The sequence below is a fragment of the Flavobacterium sp. xlx-214 genome, assembly GCF_013874595.1.
GTDB lineage: Bacteria > Bacteroidota > Bacteroidia > Flavobacteriales > Flavobacteriaceae > Flavobacterium.
In genome coordinates this window covers 2906711-2928291 of sequence record NZ_CP059431.1, presented here as the reverse complement: position 1 = coordinate 2928291, position 21581 = coordinate 2906711, and the positions used below count along the sequence as shown (strand labels likewise).

Below are 21581 nucleotides of genomic sequence, written 5' to 3'. Positions count from 1 at the left end.
TTATAGAAATTAACTTTTAAAATTTATCAAATCGCTTATATTTGCTATTCTAGTTAACTAAATAATGAAAAATATATATTTACCCCTAATTTTATTAGGGTTGGTAATGACATCTTGTGATAAAAACTTTGATATTGCGCAAGTTGTAAGAAAAAGAAGCGAGCTTTTAAAGAAAGAAAGTATAATACCTGAAGCAGATCCAAATTCTTTTGATGTAAAATTTAATCCTGTATCACCAAAATATAAATTAGAAACAAGAGAAATTGTTGAAACTTTTTACCACAACCGTATTAATAGAGGTGGTTTTTGGGGACAGTTTCTTGTTGCTAAAAATGGTGAGATTATTTACGAAGATTATCAGGGATATTCAAATTATCAAACAAAAGATAAAATAAACGATTCAACACCAATGCACGTAGCATCGGTTGGTAAAGTTTTTACAGGTGTAACTGTTTTACGTTTAATCAACAACAAAAAAATAGCTTTAGATCAAAAAGTAAATACCATTTTACCAGATTTTCCTTATGATGATATTACAGTTCGTTTATTATTAAATCATCGTTCTGGTTTGCCTTATTATGGTCATTTTACAGCAAAAAATAATATTTGGGACACTAAAAAAACAATCACCAATAAAGATGTTTTAGAGTTACTTGAAACTAAAAATATCAAGTTAGATTTTAAACCCAATACTAAATTTACTTATTCTAACACTAATTATGTTGTTTTGGCTTTAATTGTTGAGAAAATTACAGAAAAATCTTTTCAAGAAGCTATGAAAGAACTTGTTTTAGATCCTTTAAAAATGAACAATACTTTTGTGTTAGATAATCTAGAAAACAAAGATAAAATTACACAATCTTATCATGCTAATAATGCAAAAATGCATTGGGATTATTTGGATGGAACGTATGGTGATAAAAATATTTATACTACAGCGCGTGACATGCTAAAGCTTGATAAAGCTTTATACTCTGATAATTTTATTAGTAAAACGCTTAAGGATGAAATGTACAAAGGTTATTCTTATGAAAGATCGGGTGCTAATAATTACGGTTTGGCTATTAGAATGGTTGAACCTAAAAATAATGAAGGCAATTTGTATACCTTTCATAATGGATGGTGGCGTGGTAACAGAACATCATATGTAACCTTAAGAAAAGACACTATTACCATTATTTGCTTCAACAACCATAATTCGCAATTAGCTTATAAAACAAAAGAGTTGGCTCCTAGATTAGGTAATTATCCTTTTATTGAAATTAACGATTAATACAAAGCGACGCATGTCGCTTTTTTTTGAATATTATATGAAAAAAATACTACTTTTTTTAACATCATTGGTCATTTTATCGTGTGCTAGTCACGATAAGCATAATAAACACTACTATAAAAAGATAGAGCCTAAAAATTTAAAGAAAGATGTTGCGTATGTTAAGAAGAAACTTACCAAAATGCATCCTGATTTATATTGGTATATTTCGAAAGAAAATTTAGATAAAAAGTTTGATAGTTTAGCCAATAGCTTAAATCAGCCTTTAACACCAAATGAATTTTTCTTAAAGATAAGTCCTGTTGTAGCATCTTTTCATCAAGGACATATGAGCATGAGTATGTATTCGTTAACATCGCCAGATTCTTTAAAAAAGAAATACAAAAAATCTACCAATCCGTTAGAGAATTTGGAGTATGAGTATCTAGAAAACAGACTTTTTATTAAAAGAAATAAATCTGATAAAGACTCATTATTACAAGTAGGAACAGAAATTCTTGATATTAATGGTCTTTCACCCCAAAAATTGTATGCTAAATACAGAAAAACATTTACATCTGATGGATACAATCAAACAGCAATTCCTAAATTTTTTGCACGTAGAGCAAACAGCTTTTATATTAGCGAGTTAGGTTTTGTTGACAGTGTAAAACTAAATGTAACTTGTGCTGACACAGCTTTTTACTACACTTTAAAGCGAACGTTTAAAAAAGGAAAAGAAGTTACTCTTAACAAAGAAAAAGAGTCTAAAAATACTCAAACAGATACAATTCAGAAACTTACTAAAAAAGAAGAAAAGCTCAAAAAAGAAGCTTTAAATAAGAAACAAAAAAGCGAATATCGTAAAAAAGAATGGTATGGTTATGATGCCAAAACAAAGCTTTTTTCAAAAGAAGTAAGTTATCCAGTATCACAAGATAGCACTATTGCTGTATTAAAAATCCGCGACTTTGTTGAAGGAAAAGTAAAAGTATACGATACTATTTTTTCTGAATTTAAAAAGAACAATGTTCAAAACTTAATTATTGATTTAAGAGGAAACCCTGGTGGAAGAATTAATGATGTTTATAGATTATCGCAGTATTTAAATGATAGCAAATTTGCTTTTACACAACCAGCTACTATTACCAATAGAACCACATTTTTTAATGCTTTTAAAGGAAGAAGCGTTGTTGAAAAAGTATTTGCAGCGCCATTCTTAAGTATTTATGCAACTGTTAGGGGAATTTCGGCCAAAAGAGATGAGAACAATGTTCTAAAACTTCCTCTACAATCGTCTAAATATAAAGAACCTAAGTCGTTAAATTATAAAAATAAAATATACGTAATTACTGATGGAATGACATTTTCAGCTGCAGCTTTAATTTCATCGCATTTAAAAGGTAGAAACAGAGCTTTCTTTGTAGGAGATGAAACGGGTGGAACTTTTAACGGAACTGTTGCTGGTATAATGCCTGTGGTAAAATTACCAAATTCTAAACTTAAAGTTCGTATTGGCTTAATGACGATTAAACCTTTTGAGCAAACCACCGAAGAAGGTTTTGGAGTGAAGCCAGATGTACAAATTAAACCAACTATTAAAGAATTTATTGACGGTACTGACCCTGAATTAAATTGGATTTTACAAGATATTAACCAACAAAAAATGTTGAACAATTAAATTTTTAAAACGTTATTTAAATAAACAAAGAGCCTAATTAGGCTCTTTGTTTATTTAAATATGAATATACTTTATTTCGTTTTCGTAAGAGCGTATACCTCCATTTTTTAAAACAACTAACAAGCGTCCTTCATCACTCCATCTAGCTGCTTCAATTTCTTCGCCCACAAAAAGTTCTAATTCATGTCCTTTTTCGTCATAAATAAATAAAATTTGACCATGAATTTTAAAATTGTCTGATTTTCTAAAGTTTTCTGTAAATACCATTTCTAATTATTTTTATAGTAAAAATACAAAATGTTTTTATGATTATATCATTTACTATTTATTTTATTTATACAATTATAAGTAGTAATTTTGGTAATTAATTGATACATTTTAAACTATGTCAGACGATAAAAAAGTAATTTTTTCAATGTCGAAAGTAAGTAAAACTTACTCTTCAACAAATAAAACTGTTTTAAAAGATATTTATTTAAGTTTTTTTTACGGAGCTAAAATTGGTATTTTAGGTTTAAACGGTTCCGGAAAATCTTCTTTATTAAAAATTATTGCAGGTATTGATAAAAATTACCAAGGTGATGTTGTTTTTGCACCAGGTTATACCGTTGGTTATTTAGAACAAGAACCTCAGCTTGATGATACTAAAACAGTTATTGAAGTTGTGCGTGAAGGAATGGCAGAAACAGTTGCTATTCTTGATGAGTTCAACCAAATTAATGATATGTTTGGTTTGCCTGAGGTATATGAAGATGCTGATAAAATGCAGAAATTAATGGATCGCCAGGCTGAACTACAAGATAAGATTGATGCTGTTGGTGGTTGGGAATTAGATAATAAGTTAGAAGTTGCAATGGATGCGCTTCGTTGTCCTGAATCAGATACTCCTATTTCCGTTTTATCAGGAGGTGAACGTCGTCGTGTAGCTTTGTGTAGATTATTATTGCAAGAACCAGATGTTTTGTTGTTAGATGAGCCTACCAACCACTTAGATGCTGAATCGGTTCATTGGTTAGAACAACATTTGCAACAATATAAAGGAACCATTATTGCTGTAACGCACGACCGTTATTTCTTAGATAATGTAGCAGGATGGATTTTAGAATTAGATAGAGGAGAAGGTATTCCATGGAAAGGAAACTATTCTTCTTGGTTAGATCAAAAATCTAGTAGAATGGCTTTAGAAGAAAAAGTAGCTTCTAAACGTCGTAAAAACTTAGAACGCGAGTTAGATTGGGTTCGTCAAGGAGCAAAAGGTCGTCAAACAAAACAAAAAGCGCGTCTTCAAAATTATGATCGATTATTAAATGAAGATCAAAAACAATTAGAAGAAAAACTAGAAATTTATATTCCAAACGGACCTCGTTTAGGAACTAATGTAATTGAAGCTAAACACGTAGCAAAATCATTTGGAGACAAATTGTTGTATGACGATTTAAATTTCACTTTACCACAAGCAGGTATCGTTGGTATTATTGGTCCAAATGGTGCAGGTAAATCTACTATTTTCCGCATGATTATGGATGAACAAAAAGCCGACGGAGGTGAATTTGTAGTAGGGGATACTGTTAAAATTGCTTATGTAGATCAATCACATGCAAATATAGATACTGAAAAATCAATCTATGAAAACTTTGCCGATGGTCAAGAATTAATCATGATGGGTGGTCGTCAAGTAAATGCGCGTGCTTATTTATCTAGATTTAATTTTGGAGGATCGGATCAAAATAAAAAAGTTTCAACTTTATCTGGTGGTGAGCGTAACCGTTTGCATTTAGCAATGACTTTGAAAGAAGAAGGAAACGTTTTGTTATTAGATGAGCCTACGAATGATTTGGATATTAATACATTACGAGCTTTAGAGGAAGGTTTAGAGAACTTTGCTGGTTGTGCTGTAATTATTTCTCACGATCGTTGGTTTTTAGATAGAGTTTGTACGCATATTTTGGCTTTTGAAGGTGATTCTCAAGTATATTTCTTTGAAGGATCTTTCTCTGAATACGAAGAAAATCGTAAAAAACGAATTGGTGATATTGCGCCAACAAGAATTAAATACAAGAAATTAGTTAGATAATAAACAAAAAAGCTCTCAATAATTTGAGAGCTTTTTATTTACACTATTTCTTTAATTTCTTTTAAAATTCTTTCGGCTAAATCGTCAGCATTTTTTTGAGAAGGTGCTTCTGTATAAATACGTATAATAGGCTCGGTGTTTGATTTTCTTAAATGTACCCAGCTATCTGCAAAATCAATTTTTACACCATCAATAGTACTTACTTTTTCTGTAGCATATTTTTGCTTCATTTCCTCTAAAATTGCATCAACATTAATTTCGGGTGTCAATTCAATTTTATTTTTACTCATAAAGTACGCAGGATATGAATCGCGTAAGCTTGCAACATCTAAATCTTGATTAGCTAAATGTGTTAAAAATAAAGCGACACCTACCAAAGAATCTCTTCCATAATGTAATTCCGGATAAATAATTCCACCATTACCTTCACCACCAATTACAGCGTTATTTTTCTTCATTAACTCAACCACATTTACTTCGCCAACAGCCGATGCTTCGTACATTCCATTATGTTTTTCAGTAACATCTCTCAAAGCTCTTGAAGACGACATATTTGAAACCGTATTACCAGGCGTTTTACTTAAAACATAATCGGCAACTGCTACTAAGGTATACTCTTCACCAAACATTTCGCCATTATTGCTAATAAAAGCTAAACGATCAACATCTGGATCTACTACAATACCAAAATCAGCGTTTTCTTTAACAACTAATTCGCAAATATCGGTTAGATGCTCTTTTAAAGGTTCTGGATTGTGAGGGAAATGTCCGTTTGGTTCACAGTACAATTCAACCACTTCAACTCCCATCCTTTTTAGTAAAGCCGGAATTACAATTCCTCCCGATGAATTTACACCATCAACTACTACTTTAAAGTTTTTCTTTTTAACAGATTCAGCATCAACTAGTTTTAAATTTAAAACTTCCTCAATATGACGATCCATATAATCGGTTATTTCAGTAATGGTTCCTAACGAATCAACATCAGCAAAATTGAAATCATCTGATTCTGCAATTTCTAAAATAACAGCACCATCAGCACCACTTAAAAATTCACCTTTATTGTTTAATAATTTTAAAGCATTCCATTGTTTAGGGTTGTGTGATGCTGTTAAAATAATACCACCATCGGCTTTTTCCATCGGCACAGCAACTTCAACTGTAGGTGTGGTAGACAAGCCTAAATCAATCACATTAATGCCCAAACCTACTAAAGTTTGCATTACTAACTGATGAATCATTGGACCAGAAATACGAGCATCACGACCAATAACTACTGTTAAATTTTCTTTGTTTAAACTCTTTTTTAAGAAAGTTCCATAAGCCGATGCAAATTTTACTGCATCAATAGGAGTTAGATTATCGCCAACAATACCACCAATTGTTCCTCTAATTCCTGAAATCGATTTTATTAAGGTCATTTAATTTATTTTTTACTTAAAACAAATATAAAGAATGATTATCTTAGATGTACAATCTTTGAGTTATTTTTACGATATGAATTTTCTAGCACATATTTTTCTTTCTGGAGAAAACAAGCGCATTCAAATTGGTAATTTTATGGGCGATGGTATTCGTGGCAAAGATTATCTGCATTTTCATACAGACATTCAAATTGGTGTTCTTTTGCATCGATCAATTGATAGTTTTACCGATTTTCATCCTGTTTTTAGAGAATCAAAACATCGATTAATACCTAAATACAATCATTTTTCGGGTATCATAACAGATATGTTTTACGATCATTTTTTGGCAAAAGAATGGCATTTGTATCACAATGAAAGTTTAAGCAATTTTGTGCAAGCATTTTATCAAAATTTAGAAGAGCACAAAGCAGAATTAAACATTAAAACGCGAAATTTATTGCCGTATATGAAACAGCAGAATTGGTTAGAACGTTATGCTAATTTGGTTGATTTACAACAAATTTTAAAGCAAATGGATCAACGTTTTTCTTTTCCTTCAAATATGAATGAAGCAGTTGAGGATTTATACGAACATTACGATGCTTTTCAACGTGAGTTTCATTTGTTTTTTAAAGATTTAATGGTTCATGCTGAATCAGAAAAAAAACGAATTACAAAAGAGTTTGAAAAATAGTTTTTTATTAGTTCTCTGCGTTTTATTTTTGTGCTATGGATGAAAAAAACACACAAAAGAAACCCAAAAAGTTTTTTAGGACATTTAGATACTTAGAAGGTGTCTTGTATTTGCTTAAAACCATCATATCTGAACGTCAGTTTTTATATGTTTCTTGTGTTTTGGTTGGTGTTTCATCTGCATTAGCAGTAATTCTTTTAAAAACATTTGCTCATTCGGTATTTGAGTTTGTAACCTATATTGATACTTTATTAAAACTACCTTTTTCTAATAGTATTTTACCTGTAGTTGGTATTTTACTGACCGTTTTTGTGGTAAAAAAGTTTCTTGATGGATCAATAGAAAAAGGTACTAGTCAAATTATGATTGCGGTTGCCAAGCGTTCAGGTTACATGCCACGTAAACAAATGTACGCGCAAATCATAACAAGTTCGTTAACCGTTGGTATGGGAGGTTCTGCCGGATTAGAATCGCCAATTACCATTACAGGTGCCGCTTTTGGTTCTAATTTTGCGCAAAATTTTCGGTTTAATTATAAAGATCGTACTTTATTATTGGCCTGTGGTGTAGCATCAGGGATAGCTGCGGCTTTTAATGCGCCAATTGCAGGTGTTTTGTTTGCTATTGAAGTTATTCTGGCAGATATGAGCGTTTCGGCATTTATTCCATTAATGATTTCATCTGCAACAGGAGCCATTGTATCAGGAGTGGTTTTAAAAGAGAACATCATTCTTAATTTTAAAGAACAATTTACCTTTAACTATAGCAATACTTTTTATTATGTTTTTTTAGGAATTGCTGCAGGTGTTTTTGCTTTGTATCATGCCCGAATGTTTCGTAGAGTTGAAGAATACGCATCTAAATTGCCATTTAAAACGTACAATAAAGCACTTGTTGGAGCAGGTTTGTTAGCGGTGCTTATCTTTTTGTTTCCAACGCTTTTTGGTGAAGGATATGAAAGTATTAAAGCCCTAGCAAATAACAAGGCTAGTACTATTTTAGATAATTCTCTTATTGAAAAATTTAACGATAATAAATGGGTTGTTTTAGCGTTTGTTACCGCTACTTTATTTATTAAAAGTGTTGCAACTGGTTTAACTTTAGGTTCTGGAGGAAACGGTGGTAATTTTGCACCCGCACTTTTTGCAGGATCATATTTAGGTTATAGCGTAGCTAAGTTTTTTGAGTTAATTGGTGTTAAAGATTTGCCTATAAATAATTTTACTGTTGTTGGTATGGCAGGTGTGTTAAGTGGTTTATTTCATGCACCATTAACAGCTATTTTCTTAATTGCTGAAATTACAGGTGGTTACGGATTAATGATTCCTTTGTTAATTGTATCTTCTATTAGTTTTGCAATTTCTAAGCATTACGATAAATATTCAATGGATATTTTTACTATTGCCGATAAAGGTTGGGTTTTTACATCAGATAAAGACAAAAACATTCTTAATAAAATTGAACTTCACAATATTTATAATAATAAGGTAACCACCGTTACTTTAAACGATACTTTGTTTGATGTAAGGGCTATTTTTGTTGAAACCACTCAAAATTTTATTCCTGTTATTAATGATGAAAAGCACATAATAGGCATTATTTATTCGAATGATATTAGGCATTTATTGTTCAGCGATTTTAAATTAAGAGCTACAAACATTGAGCAAGAAATGAAAGAAGCTTTTACCGTTTCGTTATCTGAAAATACGGGGAATGCTATAAAAATAATGGAAGATCATGATTTAAAAGAAGTTCTATTAACACAAAATAATGTTTTAGTAGGATATGTTACCAAAGTGAAAATTTTAGAAATGTATCGCGAATATCTAAAAAGTTTAAGGATTGAGTAAATGGAATAGATATGAAAGATGATGTTTATATTTTAGATTGTTTTGAAATTGAAGATTTTGAAGCTCAGTTGCTTATTTTTATAGAACATTATAAAATTGAACTAAAAGAGCAAAAAACAAATGTCTTAAGTTTTAAAGAACTTGTCGAGCTAATTTTAAGTAGCATTAACTCTGAAGAATCTTCTGATTGTACCTTTCAACATATTTTTTATAAATTAAGAAGCAGTATTCAAAAACATACAAAATTCACTAAAGAAATTACTCCAGAAACTAAACTTGTAGATATATTTCCAAGAAAAAGACGAAGAACAGAACTTTTAAAAATAGAGCGTGATTTAGGTTTTAAATTAAATATATTACAACCTAAAAAATGGATTATTAAAACACTTTATGTCTTATTTTGTATTTCAATACTTCTTTTGTTTATTCATTATTTATTAGGATTTTTATCTTTACTATCTGTTGTCCTTTCGTTTATACTTGTTAATAAGTACGGAAAAGATTTTAAAGGAACAACCATTAGAGATTTAATCAATAAAAGTTCTATTGAAAATTATAATAGTTTTAAAAAGAATAAAGAAACTATTAATAAAAGCGAATTTAAGCAAGTTATATATAATTGGTTTGAAGAATATACAGGATATAGTAAAGATAAACTTGAAAAAATTCAGTTCTCTTAAACTTTTTACCAAAGCTTTAATATCTTAAAAACAAAGCAATTCGTATATTTGCACTTTGAATTTTTCTATGCAAAATACCGAAGAAAATATCGAAGTATTGGGCGCTCGCGTTCATAACTTAAAAAATATAGATGTTACCATTCCACGTGAAAAACTGGTTGTAATTACGGGTTTATCGGGCTCCGGCAAATCATCCCTAGCTTTTGATACTATTTATGCCGAAGGACAACGTAGATACATTGAAACCTTTGCTTCTTACGCAAGACAATTTTTAGGTGGTTTAGAACGCCCAGATGTTGATAAAATCGAAGGTTTATCGCCTGTAATTGCTATTGAGCAAAAAACGGTGAACAAAAATCCGCGTTCAACGGTTGGTACCATTACAGAAATTTATGATTTTATTCGTTTGTTGTACGCACGTGCCTCTGATGCATATTCGTATGAAACGGGCGAAAAAATGATCAGTTATTCTGATGAGCAAATTCAAGAATTAATTTCAGAAAATTACAACAATCAGCGTTTAAATATTTTATCGCCTGTAATTCGCTCACGTAAAGGACATTATCGCGAATTATTTGAACAAATTGCAAAGCAAGGTTTTGTGAAAGTTCGAGTTGATGGTGAAATTCGTGATATTGTTTCGGGTATGAAATTAGATCGTTACAAAACACACGATATCGAAATTGTAATTGATCGTTTGGCAATTGATGATACAGAAGAAACGCAAAAACGTTTAACAGAAAGTATTAAAACAGCCATGTATCACGGCGATGATATTTTAATGGTAATTCCGCATGAAGAGCAAACACCTCGTTTTTTCAGTCGTCATTTAATGTGTCCAACTTCGGGCATTTCGTATCCAATTCCAGAACCTAACAGTTTTTCGTTCAACTCACCAAAAGGAGCTTGCCCTGTTTGTAATGGTTTGGGAGCAATACATGAAATCAACCTGAAAAAAATCATTACAAATGATGAACTTTCTATAAAAGCAGGTGGAATTGTGCCTATTGGCGAATATAAAAACACTTGGTTTTTTAAACAATTAGAGGTTATTGCACAACGCTATAATTTTAAATTAACCGATGCTATTAAAGACATTCCTGCAGATGCAATGGAGGTGATTTTAAACGGAGGTAAGGAAAGTTTTGCGATTGAGTCTAAGGTTTTAGGAATAACCAAAGATTATAAAATTGATTTTGAAGGAATTTCAAATTTCATAAAAAGTCAGTATGAGGATGCGCCAACATCATCTATCAAACGTTGGGCTAACGATTTTATGGATGAAATTATTTGTCCAGAATGCAACGGTTCTCGCTTGAGAAAAGAATCACTTTTCTTTAAAATAAACGATTTAAATATAGGCGAATTATCGTCAATGGATTTAGATCAGTTGGCTGTTTGGGTTGATGATTTACCAAAGCATATAAGTGAAAAACAAGCAGTTATTGCATCAGAAGTCATCAAAGAAATTACCACGCGTTTATCGTTTTTATTAGATGTTGGATTGAATTATTTAACCTTAAATAGATCTTCTAAAACATTATCGGGCGGCGAGGCACAACGTATTCGTTTGGCTACACAAATTGGTTCTCAATTAGTGGGCGTTTTGTATATTTTAGATGAGCCAAGTATTGGATTGCATCAACGTGATAACGAACGATTAATTCATTCTTTAAAGCAATTACGTGATGTTGGTAACTCGGTTCTAGTGGTAGAGCACGACAAAGATATGATTGAAGAGGCTGATTATGTAATTGATATTGGTCCTAAAGCGGGTGCTAATGGCGGTGAAATCATCAGTGCATCTACACCCAAAAAACTTTTAGAGAGCAATACTATTACAGCTCAGTATTTAAACGGTAAACTTGAAATTCCTGTACCTTCTAAAAGACGAGAAGGAAATGGTAAAACAATAAAATTAAAAGGTGCTAAAGGCAACAATCTTAAAAATGTAACTGTCGATTTTCCTTTAGGAACGCTCATCGGTGTTACGGGAGTATCCGGTTCTGGTAAATCAACCCTTATTAATGAAACGCTGTATCCTATTTTAAATGAGCACTTTTTTAACGCGCTAAAAGTGCCACAACCTTATGATAAAATTGAGGGGTTAGAACATATTGATAAAGTAATTGGTATCGATCAAAGTCCTATTGGGCGTACACCACGATCAAATCCAGCTACCTATACTGAGGTTTTTTCAGAAATTCGTACCTTATTTACCAAAACGCCCGAAGCCAGTATTCGTGGCTATAAACCAGGTCGTTTCAGTTTTAATGTAAAAGGCGGACGTTGTGAAACTTGCGAAGGATCAGGATTACGAACTATAGAAATGGGCTTTTTACCTGATGTTTATGTAGAATGTGAAACCTGTCAAGGCAAACGATTTAATCGTGAAACTTTAGAAATTCGATACAAAGGAAAATCAATTGCAGATATTTTAGATATGACCATTGATGAAAGTGTACCTTTTTTTGAGAATATTCCTAAAATTTATCGTAAATTAAAAACCATTCAAGATGTAGGTTTGGGATATTTAACCTTAGGGCAGCAAAGTACTACTTTATCGGGTGGCGAGGCGCAACGTATTAAATTAGCAACCGAATTATCTAAAAAAGATACAGGAAATACCTTTTATATTTTAGATGAACCTACAACTGGCTTGCATTTTGAAGATATTAGAGTGTTAATGGAAGTGCTTCAAAAATTGGTAGATAAGGGCAATACCGTTTTGGTTATTGAGCATAATTTAGATGTAATAAAAATGACCGATTATATTATTGATATCGGTCCAGAAGGTGGAAAAAATGGTGGCGAAGTTGTTGCTAAAGGAACACCAGAGCAAGTGGCAAAAAGCAAAAAAAGCCACACGGCACGATTTTTAAAGAAAGAATTAAAATAAAAAGTTATGAAAGACGATATTTTAGATGAAGAATCAAGAATAAAAGAAAGTTTTACCCAAAAATCATGGAACGAAATTAGATCGAATGATTCATGGGCAATTTTTAAAATTATGTCTGAATTTGTAAATGGATATGAAAAAATGGGGCGTATTGGTCCTTGTGTATCTATTTTTGGATCGGCACGTACTAAAAACGATAATCCGTATTATAAATTAGCCGAAGAAGTTGCTTTTAAGATAAGTAAAGCAGGTTACGGAGTAATTTCTGGCGGTGGTCCAGGTATTATGGAAGCTGCCAATAAAGGTGCGCATTTAGGCGGTGGCGCTTCGGTTGGTTTAAATATCGATTTGCCTTTTGAGCAACATTTTAATCCATACATTGATCACGATAAAAACTTACAATTCGATTATTTCTTTGTACGCAAAGTAATGTTTGTTAAATATTCGCAAGGTTTTGTGGTAATGCCTGGTGGTTTTGGAACTTTAGACGAATTGTTTGAGGCTATCACTTTAATTCAGACAAAGAAAATAGGTAAATTTCCTATTATTTTGGTTGGAACCGAGTTTTGGTCTGGTTTAATAGATTGGGTTAAAACCGTTTTAGTAACCAAATACGCAAACGTGTCACCAGAAGATATGAATTTGATAAAAATTGTTGATACTGCTGATGAAGTGGTTGAGATTATTGATAATTTTTATAAAAAGTACAATTTAAGTCCAAACTTTTAAATGATGAATCCGTTTTCAAAAGAAACGGATTTTTTTATGCTATTTACTAAGAAGTATCTATCTTTGAGTATCAATAGATCGTAGTTAATGAAAACCTTATTTTACAATATAAAAGAACTTTTTCAGGTTCGTGAAAACAATACTGCTATTTTAAAAGGAGCTGAAATGAAAGAGCTTCCTTCTATAAAAAATGCCTTTTTACTAATAGAAAATGACCGAATAATTGATTATGGTTCTATGGAGAATGTTCCAGAACTTTTTGATGAATCGGTTGATGTTTCTGGTAAAATGATTTTACCAACGTATATTGATAGTCACACGCATATTGTTTATGCGGGTAATCGTGAACAAGAATTTGTTGACCGTATCAACGGTTTAAGTTACGATGAAATTTATCAGCGCGGCGGTGGAATTCTAAATTCAGTAGAAAAATTGCGTCAAACTTCAGAAGAAGAATTGTATGCTGATGCTGCCAATCGTTTAGAAGAATTAATCGGGCAAGGTACGGGCGTTATTGAAATAAAATCGGGTTATGGCTTAAATTTAGAATCCGAGTTAAAAATGCTTCGCGTTATCAAACGTTTAAAAGACAATTATCCTGTTGAAATAAAAGCTACTTTTTTAGGAGCGCATGCAATACCACCAGAGTTTAAAGGAAATCAGTCTGGATTTGTAGATGAAATTTGCAATAAAATGATTCCTGAAATAGCTGCTTTAGGTTTAGCAAATTATGTAGATGCTTTTTTAGAAACCGGTTATTTTACGGTTGATGAAACTCGTAAAATTGTACAAGCAGCAGCTAAACATGGGTTAAAATCTAAAATACACGTTAATCAATTTACGGCTATTAATGGTATTGAAATGTGTGTTGAGGAAAATGTACTTTCGGTTGATCATTTAGAAGTTGTTTCAGAACACGATATTGAAGCACTTAAAAAAGGCAACACCATTCCAGTGGCTTTGCCTACATGTTCGTATTTTATATCCATTCCATACACACCTGCTCGCAATTTATTAAATGCCAATTTACCATTGGTCATCGCTTCTGATTACAATCCAGGAACAACGCCAAGTGGTAATATGAATTTTGTTATTGCAACTGCTTGTATCAAAATGAAGTTAACACCAGAAGAAGCTTTTAATGCCGCAACAATAAATGCTGCTTATGCTTTAGAAGTAGAAAAAGAGTATGGAAGTATTACAAAAGGTAAAAAAGCATCATTTATTATTACCAAACCGTTGCATTCAATATATGCCATTCCGTATAATTTTGGGAGCAATTTAATTGAAACGGTATATTTACAAGGTAGTAAACAAAAACACACCAGTAATTAGATTACTGGTGTGAAAAAAAATAGTTATGAAAAAGATTTTTATAATCGACTAATAATCGATATATATTTACCTATTACAAATTTAATAATAATAACTTAACAATCAATAACATAAAAAGTGGTTTTTTACACTTTGCAATAAATAAAAATTATAGTTGTTGATTTTTGGGGACTCGTGAAAAGTTATAAATGGAAAATTTAAGATACTTTAACAAAATTGAATTAGATACTATTTTATCTGTTCGTTTAGGTGAAACCAAATTAGGCGAAAAAGTAAAATACAATACCAAAAATTTAACCGATATTTCTGAGGTTCTTACCGATTTAGATTGCGATTACATTGTTTATGGTATTAAAGAATTTGTAGGTATTAAAGCTAATTTTGGAAAACCAGGAACAAAACATGCTTGGGATGTGTTTTTACCTACTTTTTTAAACATACAAAACAATACTTTTTTAAAAGGTAAGAAAATTGGAATATTAGGTTTTTTAGATTATTCACAATTTGATGAAGAACTATTAAATTTAAGTCCAAATTATGGAACCGATTTAGAACGATTAACGCAGATTGTGTCGTTAATAGATAAAGATGTTACTTACTTAAACACACTCATTCATAAATCGGGAAAAAAGCCAATTGTAATAGGAGGCGGACATAATAATGCGTACGGCAACATAAAAGGTTTGGCTTTAGCAAAAGGCGCAGCTGTAAATGTGGTTAATTTTGATGCACATACCGATTTTAGAGCTTTAGAAGGCAGACATAGTGGTAATGGGTTTTCATATGCTTTTAACGAAGGTTTTGTAAAAACGTACTGTGCTTTTGGCGTACATGAAAATTATTTAAACAAATACATGTTGCAACAATTCAAAGAACATTGGGATCAATTAAAAATGTTCACTTTTGATGAAATGAAAGTTCGTTTTGAAAAAGAATTTCGCAACAGTATTAACAATGCACATCGTTTAATTAAAAATACAACTTACGGAATCGAAATTGATATCGATGCAATTGAAAATACCGCAAGTAGCGCAATGACACCTTGTGGTTTCTCTTCAACAGAAGCCAGACAATTTGTTAGTTTAATGGCTAATCATTCCAATGCAAGTTATTTACATATTTGCGAAGGTTCTCCAAGTTTGTCAACACTTCCTGAAAATTTACTCGGAAAACTATATACGTATTTAGTATCCGATTTTATAAAAGCGCAAATAAATATTTTAAGGTAAATAAGCCAATTTATGCAATTATCAGTTATCATTCTTAACTACAATGTAAAGCACTTTTTAGAAGCTTGTATTAGCAGTGTACAAAAAGCAATTGCTACACTTGATGCTGAAATTATTGTGGTTGATAATGCATCAACAGATGGTTCTAAGGAAATGATGAAAGATGTGTTTCCTACTATTACTTATTTATATCAAACAACAAATGCAGGTTTTCCTAAAGGAAATAACATTGGTGTAACAAAAGCCAAAGGTAAATATATTTGTATTTTAAATCCTGATACTATTGTTGCTGGAAATACGTTTGAAGCTATTTTGAAACACATTACAACTTTACCAAATTTTGGTATTTTAGGATGTAAATTAATTGATGGTTCAGGTAATTTTTTACCCGAAAGTAAAAGAGGAATTCCTACACCTTGGGTTGCATTTACTAAAGTTACGGGATTATATAATGTTTTTCCAAAAATAAAGTTATTCAATCAGTATTACGCGCAAGATATTGATGAAAATGAAAACGGAAAAGTATCAATATTAGTTGGTGCTTTTATGTTTTTAGAAAAGCAATTGTATGAAAAAGTAGGTGGGTTTGATGAAGATTGCTTTATGTACTCAGATGATATCGATTTGTCGTACTTAAGTTTAAAAGAAGGAAAACAAAACTATTATTTTTCTGATGTTCGTTGTATTCATTTTAAAGGCGAAAGTACGTTGAAAGATGGAACTTATATGAAAAGGTTTAAAGAAGCCATGCAGTTTTTTTATAAAAAACACTTTAAGGTTTCGCCTTTCTTTAACGGAATGATGAATTTAGGGATTACTTTATTTGCTTTTAAAAAGAAAACCGAGAAAAGACAAAAGGTAAAACAGCCAGATCATTATATTTTGGTAAGTAAAAACGCTACTGTTTATAATCAATTAAAGCAAAAATATCATTTTTCTATTGATTGGGTTCAGTATTTAGAAGATGTTTTAACTTTAGATAATCCCCAAAAAACAATTGAAGTTTTAGTAGATAATGCTACTGTTTCTTATCAAGATTACATCAACTTCATCGAGAAAAACAAAAAATCAAACAAGACATTTAAAATAAAGCCTGAAAACGCTCCTTTTTTTGTAGGAAGCAATCATAAAAACGATAAAGGTGAAATTTTAGAGGTACATTATTAAATATTCAAAATAAATAAGCAAATAGTCTTAAAAATTATTATTTTTGTAAAGCTTAAAATAAAACACAACTCTTTATTAAATATATGGCAAAGTTTGAATTAAAATTACCTAAAATGGGTGAGAGTGTTGCAGAAGCAACAATTACAAATTGGGTAAAAAACGTTGGTGATACCGTTGAACAAGACGAAACAGTAGTGGAAGTTGCAACGGATAAAGTAGATAGTGAAGTTCCGTCTGAAGTAGGAGGGAAGATTATTGAAATTTTATTTCAAAAAGATGATGTTGTTCAAGTAGGACAAACCATTGCTATTATAGAAACCGAAGGTGGAAATGCTGAAGCTGCTCCAGCTGCAACAAACACAACTGAAACAGCGTCTGTTAAAGCTGTTGAAAAAACGGTTGAGGTTGCTAAAGAAGCAGTAGCTACTAATTTTGCTGATTCTGATAAGTTCTTCTCGCCTTTAGTAAAAAATATTGCTAAAGAAGAAGGTGTTTCTTTACAAGAGTTAGAATCTTTAAAAGGAACTGGAAAAGAAGGTAGAATTACCAAAACGGATATTTTAGAATACGTAAAAAATAGAGGAACACAAACTGTTGCTCAGCCTGCACAACCAGCAGTACAAGCTACACCAATGCCAGTTGCTCAAACAGCTACAAAGGCAGCGCCTGTTTCTGTAAATGGTCAGGATGAAATTATTGAAATGGACCGTATGCGTAAAATGATTGCGCACCACATGGTACAATCTATTCAAACGTCGGCTCACGTTCAATCTTTTATCGAGGTTGATGTAACAAATATTGTAAATTGGAGAAATAAAGTGAAAAACGCCTTTGAAAAACGAGAAGGTGAAAAATTAACATTCACTCCAATCTTTATGGAAGCTGTTGCTAAAGCATTGAAAGATTTACCAATGATGAACATTTCTGTTGATGGTGATTTTATCATTAAACGTAAAAACATCAATTTAGGTATGGCAGCTGCTTTACCAAACGGTAACTTAATTGTACCTGTAATTAAAAATGCAGATCAATTAAATATTGTTGGTATGGCTAAAGCGGTTAACGATTTAGCTAACCGTGCACGTATGGGTAAATTAAAGCCAGACGATACACAAGGAGGAACTTATACTGTAACCAATGTAGGTACTTTTGGATCTGTTTTTGGAACACCAATTATCAACCAACCACAAGTAGGTATTTTAGCTTTAGGAGCTATTCGTAAAGTGCCTGCTGTAATTGAAACTCCTGAGGGTGATTTTATTGGAATCCGTCAGAAAATGTTCTTATCACACTCATACGATCACCGAGTTGTAGATGGTTCATTAGGAGGACAATTTGTACAAAGAGTAGCACACTATTTAGAAGCTTTTGACGCTAATAGAGAATATTAATAAAAAAATCCCGAAGTTTAAACTTCGGGATTTTTTTTATTCATCTTCTGCAAAACGAGTAATTTCTCTTTCGTAAAAAGCGGCAGCTAAATCAATTAAGCGATCCATTTCTTCTTTTAATTCTACTTCTTCCGTTTCATCTAGTTCCTCTAAAAATTCAATATCTTCTGTTTCTAAATCAATTACAAATCGAGGATATTCTAAATGTATTACAAATAAATTATTGGGAAAATCGGTATTATCGGCTAAAACAAATTTTGGTAATTCCATCATGTTAATTAAATTGTATTAGTAATGTATTTTTTTGCTACGTAATGAAAGCGAAGATACGAAAAAATTGCGGCAACAGTTAAACCTGCTAATAAACCATACCAAATTCCTTCTGCTTTTAAAGGCGTGTACAATCCTAAATATATACAAAGCGGAAATCCAACTACCCAATAAGAAATAAAGGTAATAATCATAGGTAAATTTACATCCTGTAACCCTCTTAATGAACCTAAAGCAGTTACTTGAACCCCATCGGATATTTGAAAAATTGCAGCAATTAATAATAATTTCCCAGCCATTTCTATTACTTCTTTATTTATAACTGCTTGTTCTGCATTATTACTATCTAAGAAAAGTAATGGAATGTAATTGTGAAAAACAACAAAGAAAATAGCAAAACCTATGTATAAGAAAAAGGTCATTAACATAATTGATTTAGCAACTACTTCCATTTTTACATAATCTTTTAATCCTTTTTGATTTCCAACTCTAATCATTCCAGCTACACTTAATCCAGATGCAAACATAAAGGTCATGGATGCCATTGAAAGAGCAATTTGGTTAGCGGCTTGTGCGGTAGTACCAATCATTCCAGAAAGCCATACAGCGCCTGTAAATAAAGCAACCTCAAACAACGATTGCATAGATGAAGGCACGCCTATTTTACTAATATGCTTTAAAACAGTTGATTTAACTTCTGAAAATCTAATATTTTGCACATAAGGCTTAAATATTTCTAATTGATACATGATGTAAACATAGTAAATTAGCATAGCAATTCTTGATAATAAAGTACCATAAGCGGCACCCATCATACCCATTTCGGGGAAAATCCACACACCATAAATCAATAAATAATTGAAAACTACATTTACAACATTTGAAATAATTGTAGCATACATGGCATATTTTGTTTGCGATTTTCCATCAGCAAATTGTTTAAAACCTTGATACATTACCAACGGAATTAACGAAAGAGCAACAATATCCAAAAAAGGTTTCGCTAAATTGGTTACTTCAACAGGTTGTTGCATTAGATCAATAAACGGCTTTAAAAAAAACAAAAGGGCAAACAAAAAAACACCCAAAAAAGTACATAAAAACACACCGTTTATAAACACACTTCTTCCTTTAACATCATCATTTTCAGCATCTGCCGAAGCCGAAAGCGGAGTAATAGCAGTAGAAAATCCAACACCAACAGATAGCGCAATAAAAACAAAACTATTAGCCAACGATGCAGCTGCTAGTTCTGTAGCACCAATTTTACCAACCATAATATTATCAATTATTCCTACAACTGTATGTCCTAACATTGATAAAATAATAGGGTAAGCTAATTTAAAATTGTAGCCAAATTCTTGCGTATACTTTTTTAAGTTCATTCAAAAAATTTTTGCAAAGATATTCACATTTTGCGTATTGGCATAACGATTGAATGTATCTAACCAAAAAGAAATTATGAAAAAGATATTTTTTACCATTGGTGCAAGTTTGTTAATTGGAACAATGGCATATAGTCAAACAGAATATAATAAAGGTTTTAGACTTGGTTTTGGATTGAATGGAGGATTTCCTACTGATGGAGATTATGATGGTAGTCTAGGAATAGATGTACGTGCACAATATGATTTTACTAAAAAAACTTCAATTACTCTTACATCTGGCTATACACATATGTTTGCCGATCCTGAAGATGTTGGTTTTGTACCAGCAAAATTTGGATTTAAATATTTTCTAGGAAATCAGTTTTATTTAATGGGCGAAGCAGGTGTTGCTTTTGGTGTAAAAGGCAATTTAGATAATTCTCTAATTGTAGCTCCTGTTTTTGGTTTTGCTAATAAGTATTTAGATGCTAGTGTGCGCTATGAACATTATAACGATTATGAAACCGATCAAATTGCGTTACGTTTAGCTTACGGATTTAGTTTAAAAAAGAAAAAGTAGTATATTTGAAATAAAAAATGAAAACTTTTTTAACATTAGGACTTATTATTTGTTTGAATTTAGGAATGACTTCTTGTAGTTCATCACAAACGTTTCATTCAAACAAAGCTACATCAGAAAAAATTATGAGTACTTTAAACAATACTTCATGGGTTTTAAAAAGATTAGACGTAGAGAATCGCGACTTTAAGCCAACCAAAGAGCAAAAAGAGTTGGTACTTTCTTTCACAGATAACTATTACGGTTCTAGTGATGGATGCAATGGTCAAGGAGGTGATTTCACTATTGAGGATAATAAAGTTACATTTGGTATAGGTATGTCAACTATGCGTTATTGTGGAGAGGAAATGAAACATTTAATTTACTCAGTCCCATTTCTTAAGACAAAAACAATAACAATTAAAGGCAAACAACTACAATTAATAGATGAAAGTGGTAAAGTAATTGCTACTTATATTAAAAAAGAAGCATAGAAAATTTGAAACTAAAATCAATTTTCAAATAAAAAGCATCTCTAATTTTAGAGATGCTTTTTATTTAAGAAAGTTTGATGATTAATTTGTTCTTACCCAAGTTTGCGTACGCCCCAAAGCTTGTATACCAACATAACCTCTTACATCTAATTTATCTTTACCATTTAATTTAATAGCACATTTATACTCTTTTCCTGATGAAGGATCAGTAATGGTTCCACCAGAATACTCAGATCCATCCTTTTTTAAACCTTTAATAATGGTTAATCCTTTAATTGGCTTACCTTTATCGGCACCAGGGCATTTGTCGCACTTAGCTTCTTTTTTATCCGTTAATATCTCTATTACTTTTCCATAATACTTTCCATCTTTCTCTGATATTTCAACAATAGATTTGGCTTTACCCGTTTCATCATCAATTGTTTTCCATTTACCAGTTACTTGTGCTTGTAAGCCAACAACCGCAAAAGCAGTTAACAAGAATGTTACAATTACATTTTTCAT

19 protein-coding genes are annotated in these 21581 nt (G+C 31.5%); 14 read left to right on the top strand and 5 right to left on the bottom strand.

Translation table 11 applies throughout. From position 1 onward, the window contains the following. Positions 1–64: 64 nt before the first annotated feature. Both H1R17_RS13805 and H1R17_RS13800 read left to right on the top strand, forming a co-directional pair. Positions 65–1273, top strand: a complete 1209-nt coding sequence (locus tag H1R17_RS13805) for a serine hydrolase (RefSeq protein ID WP_240453307.1) — start codon at positions 65–67, stop codon at positions 1271–1273. A gap of 37 nt (positions 1274–1310) precedes the next feature. Beyond that, complete coding sequence (locus H1R17_RS13800; protein WP_163430705.1) at positions 1311–2933, top strand: S41 family peptidase; 1623 nt, start codon at positions 1311–1313, stop codon at positions 2931–2933. Between the two features lie 54 nt (positions 2934–2987). On the opposite strand, the gene H1R17_RS13795 is transcribed toward H1R17_RS13800, so the two are convergent. Further along, positions 2988–3200, bottom strand: coding sequence for a hypothetical protein (locus H1R17_RS13795; protein WP_163430707.1), 213 nt, complete (start codon positions 3198–3200; stop codon positions 2988–2990). 118 nt (positions 3201–3318) lie between these two features. Here H1R17_RS13795 and ettA point away from each other — a divergent pair, with 118 nt between their 5' ends. Next, a complete protein-coding gene (ettA, locus tag H1R17_RS13790; protein WP_163430709.1) occupies positions 3319–5007 on the top strand; it encodes an energy-dependent translational throttle protein EttA in 1689 nt (562 codons plus the stop codon). 38 nt (positions 5008–5045) lie between these two features. Here ettA and glmM read toward each other — a convergent pair whose 3' ends face one another. After that, a complete protein-coding gene (gene glmM, locus H1R17_RS13785) occupies positions 5046–6428 on the bottom strand; it encodes a phosphoglucosamine mutase (RefSeq protein WP_163430711.1) in 1383 nt (460 codons plus the stop codon). A 34-nt stretch (positions 6429–6462) separates the two neighbouring features. Between glmM and H1R17_RS13780 the strand changes: the two genes are divergently transcribed. The 9 genes from H1R17_RS13780 (at position 6463) to H1R17_RS13740 (ending at position 18387) form a co-directional block, all read left to right on the top strand. Beyond that, entirely contained in the window at positions 6463–7107 is a 645-nt protein-coding gene (locus H1R17_RS13780) for an ACP phosphodiesterase (protein ID WP_240453308.1), read from the top strand. A 35-nt stretch (positions 7108–7142) separates the two neighbouring features. Next, positions 7143–8957 (top strand): chloride channel protein, encoded by a 1815-nt coding sequence (locus tag H1R17_RS13775; protein WP_163430713.1) that lies wholly within the window; start codon positions 7143–7145, stop codon positions 8955–8957. 11 nt (positions 8958–8968) lie between these two features. Further along, positions 8969–9637: a hypothetical protein gene (locus H1R17_RS13770; RefSeq protein WP_163430714.1), complete on the top strand. Its 669-nt coding sequence runs from the start codon at positions 8969–8971 to the stop codon at positions 9635–9637. 67 nt (positions 9638–9704) lie between these two features. Further along, positions 9705–12536: an excinuclease ABC subunit UvrA gene (gene uvrA, locus H1R17_RS13765; RefSeq protein ID WP_163430716.1), complete on the top strand. Its 2832-nt coding sequence runs from the start codon at positions 9705–9707 to the stop codon at positions 12534–12536. 6 nt (positions 12537–12542) lie between these two features. After that, positions 12543–13265, top strand: a complete 723-nt coding sequence (locus H1R17_RS13760; protein WP_163430718.1) for a TIGR00730 family Rossman fold protein — start codon at positions 12543–12545, stop codon at positions 13263–13265. An 87-nt stretch (positions 13266–13352) separates the two neighbouring features. Then, on the top strand, positions 13353–14600 hold the full coding sequence (gene hutI / locus H1R17_RS13755) for an imidazolonepropionase (RefSeq protein WP_163430720.1): 1248 nt from the start codon (positions 13353–13355) through the stop codon (positions 14598–14600). A gap of 188 nt (positions 14601–14788) precedes the next feature. Next, complete coding sequence (locus tag H1R17_RS13750) at positions 14789–15829, top strand: formimidoylglutamase (protein ID WP_163430722.1); 1041 nt, start codon at positions 14789–14791, stop codon at positions 15827–15829. Positions 15830–15841: 12 nt separating this feature from the next. Then, on the top strand, positions 15842–16996 hold the full coding sequence (locus H1R17_RS13745) for a glycosyltransferase family 2 protein (protein WP_163430724.1): 1155 nt from the start codon (positions 15842–15844) through the stop codon (positions 16994–16996). Between the two features lie 83 nt (positions 16997–17079). Further along, positions 17080–18387, top strand: a complete 1308-nt coding sequence (locus tag H1R17_RS13740) for a dihydrolipoamide acetyltransferase family protein (RefSeq protein WP_163430726.1) — start codon at positions 17080–17082, stop codon at positions 18385–18387. A 36-nt stretch (positions 18388–18423) separates the two neighbouring features. Here the strand turns inward: H1R17_RS13740 and H1R17_RS13735 are convergent, their stop codons facing one another. Further along, a complete protein-coding gene (locus H1R17_RS13735; RefSeq protein ID WP_163430953.1) occupies positions 18424–18657 on the bottom strand; it encodes a hypothetical protein in 234 nt (77 codons plus the stop codon). Between the two features lie 8 nt (positions 18658–18665). After that, on the bottom strand, positions 18666–20042 hold the full coding sequence (locus H1R17_RS13730; protein ID WP_163430728.1) for an MATE family efflux transporter: 1377 nt from the start codon (positions 20040–20042) through the stop codon (positions 18666–18668). A 76-nt stretch (positions 20043–20118) separates the two neighbouring features. On the opposite strand from H1R17_RS13730, the gene H1R17_RS13725 reads away from it, so the two are divergent. Beyond that, positions 20119–20604, top strand: coding sequence for a hypothetical protein (locus H1R17_RS13725; protein ID WP_163430730.1), 486 nt, complete (start codon positions 20119–20121; stop codon positions 20602–20604). Positions 20605–20621: 17 nt separating this feature from the next. Beyond that, entirely contained in the window at positions 20622–21077 is a 456-nt protein-coding gene (locus H1R17_RS13720) for an META domain-containing protein (RefSeq protein WP_163430732.1), read from the top strand. Positions 21078–21158: 81 nt separating this feature from the next. Here the strand turns inward: H1R17_RS13720 and H1R17_RS13715 are convergent, their stop codons facing one another. Beyond that, entirely contained in the window at positions 21159–21581 is a 423-nt protein-coding gene (locus H1R17_RS13715; protein ID WP_163430734.1) for a DUF2147 domain-containing protein, read from the bottom strand.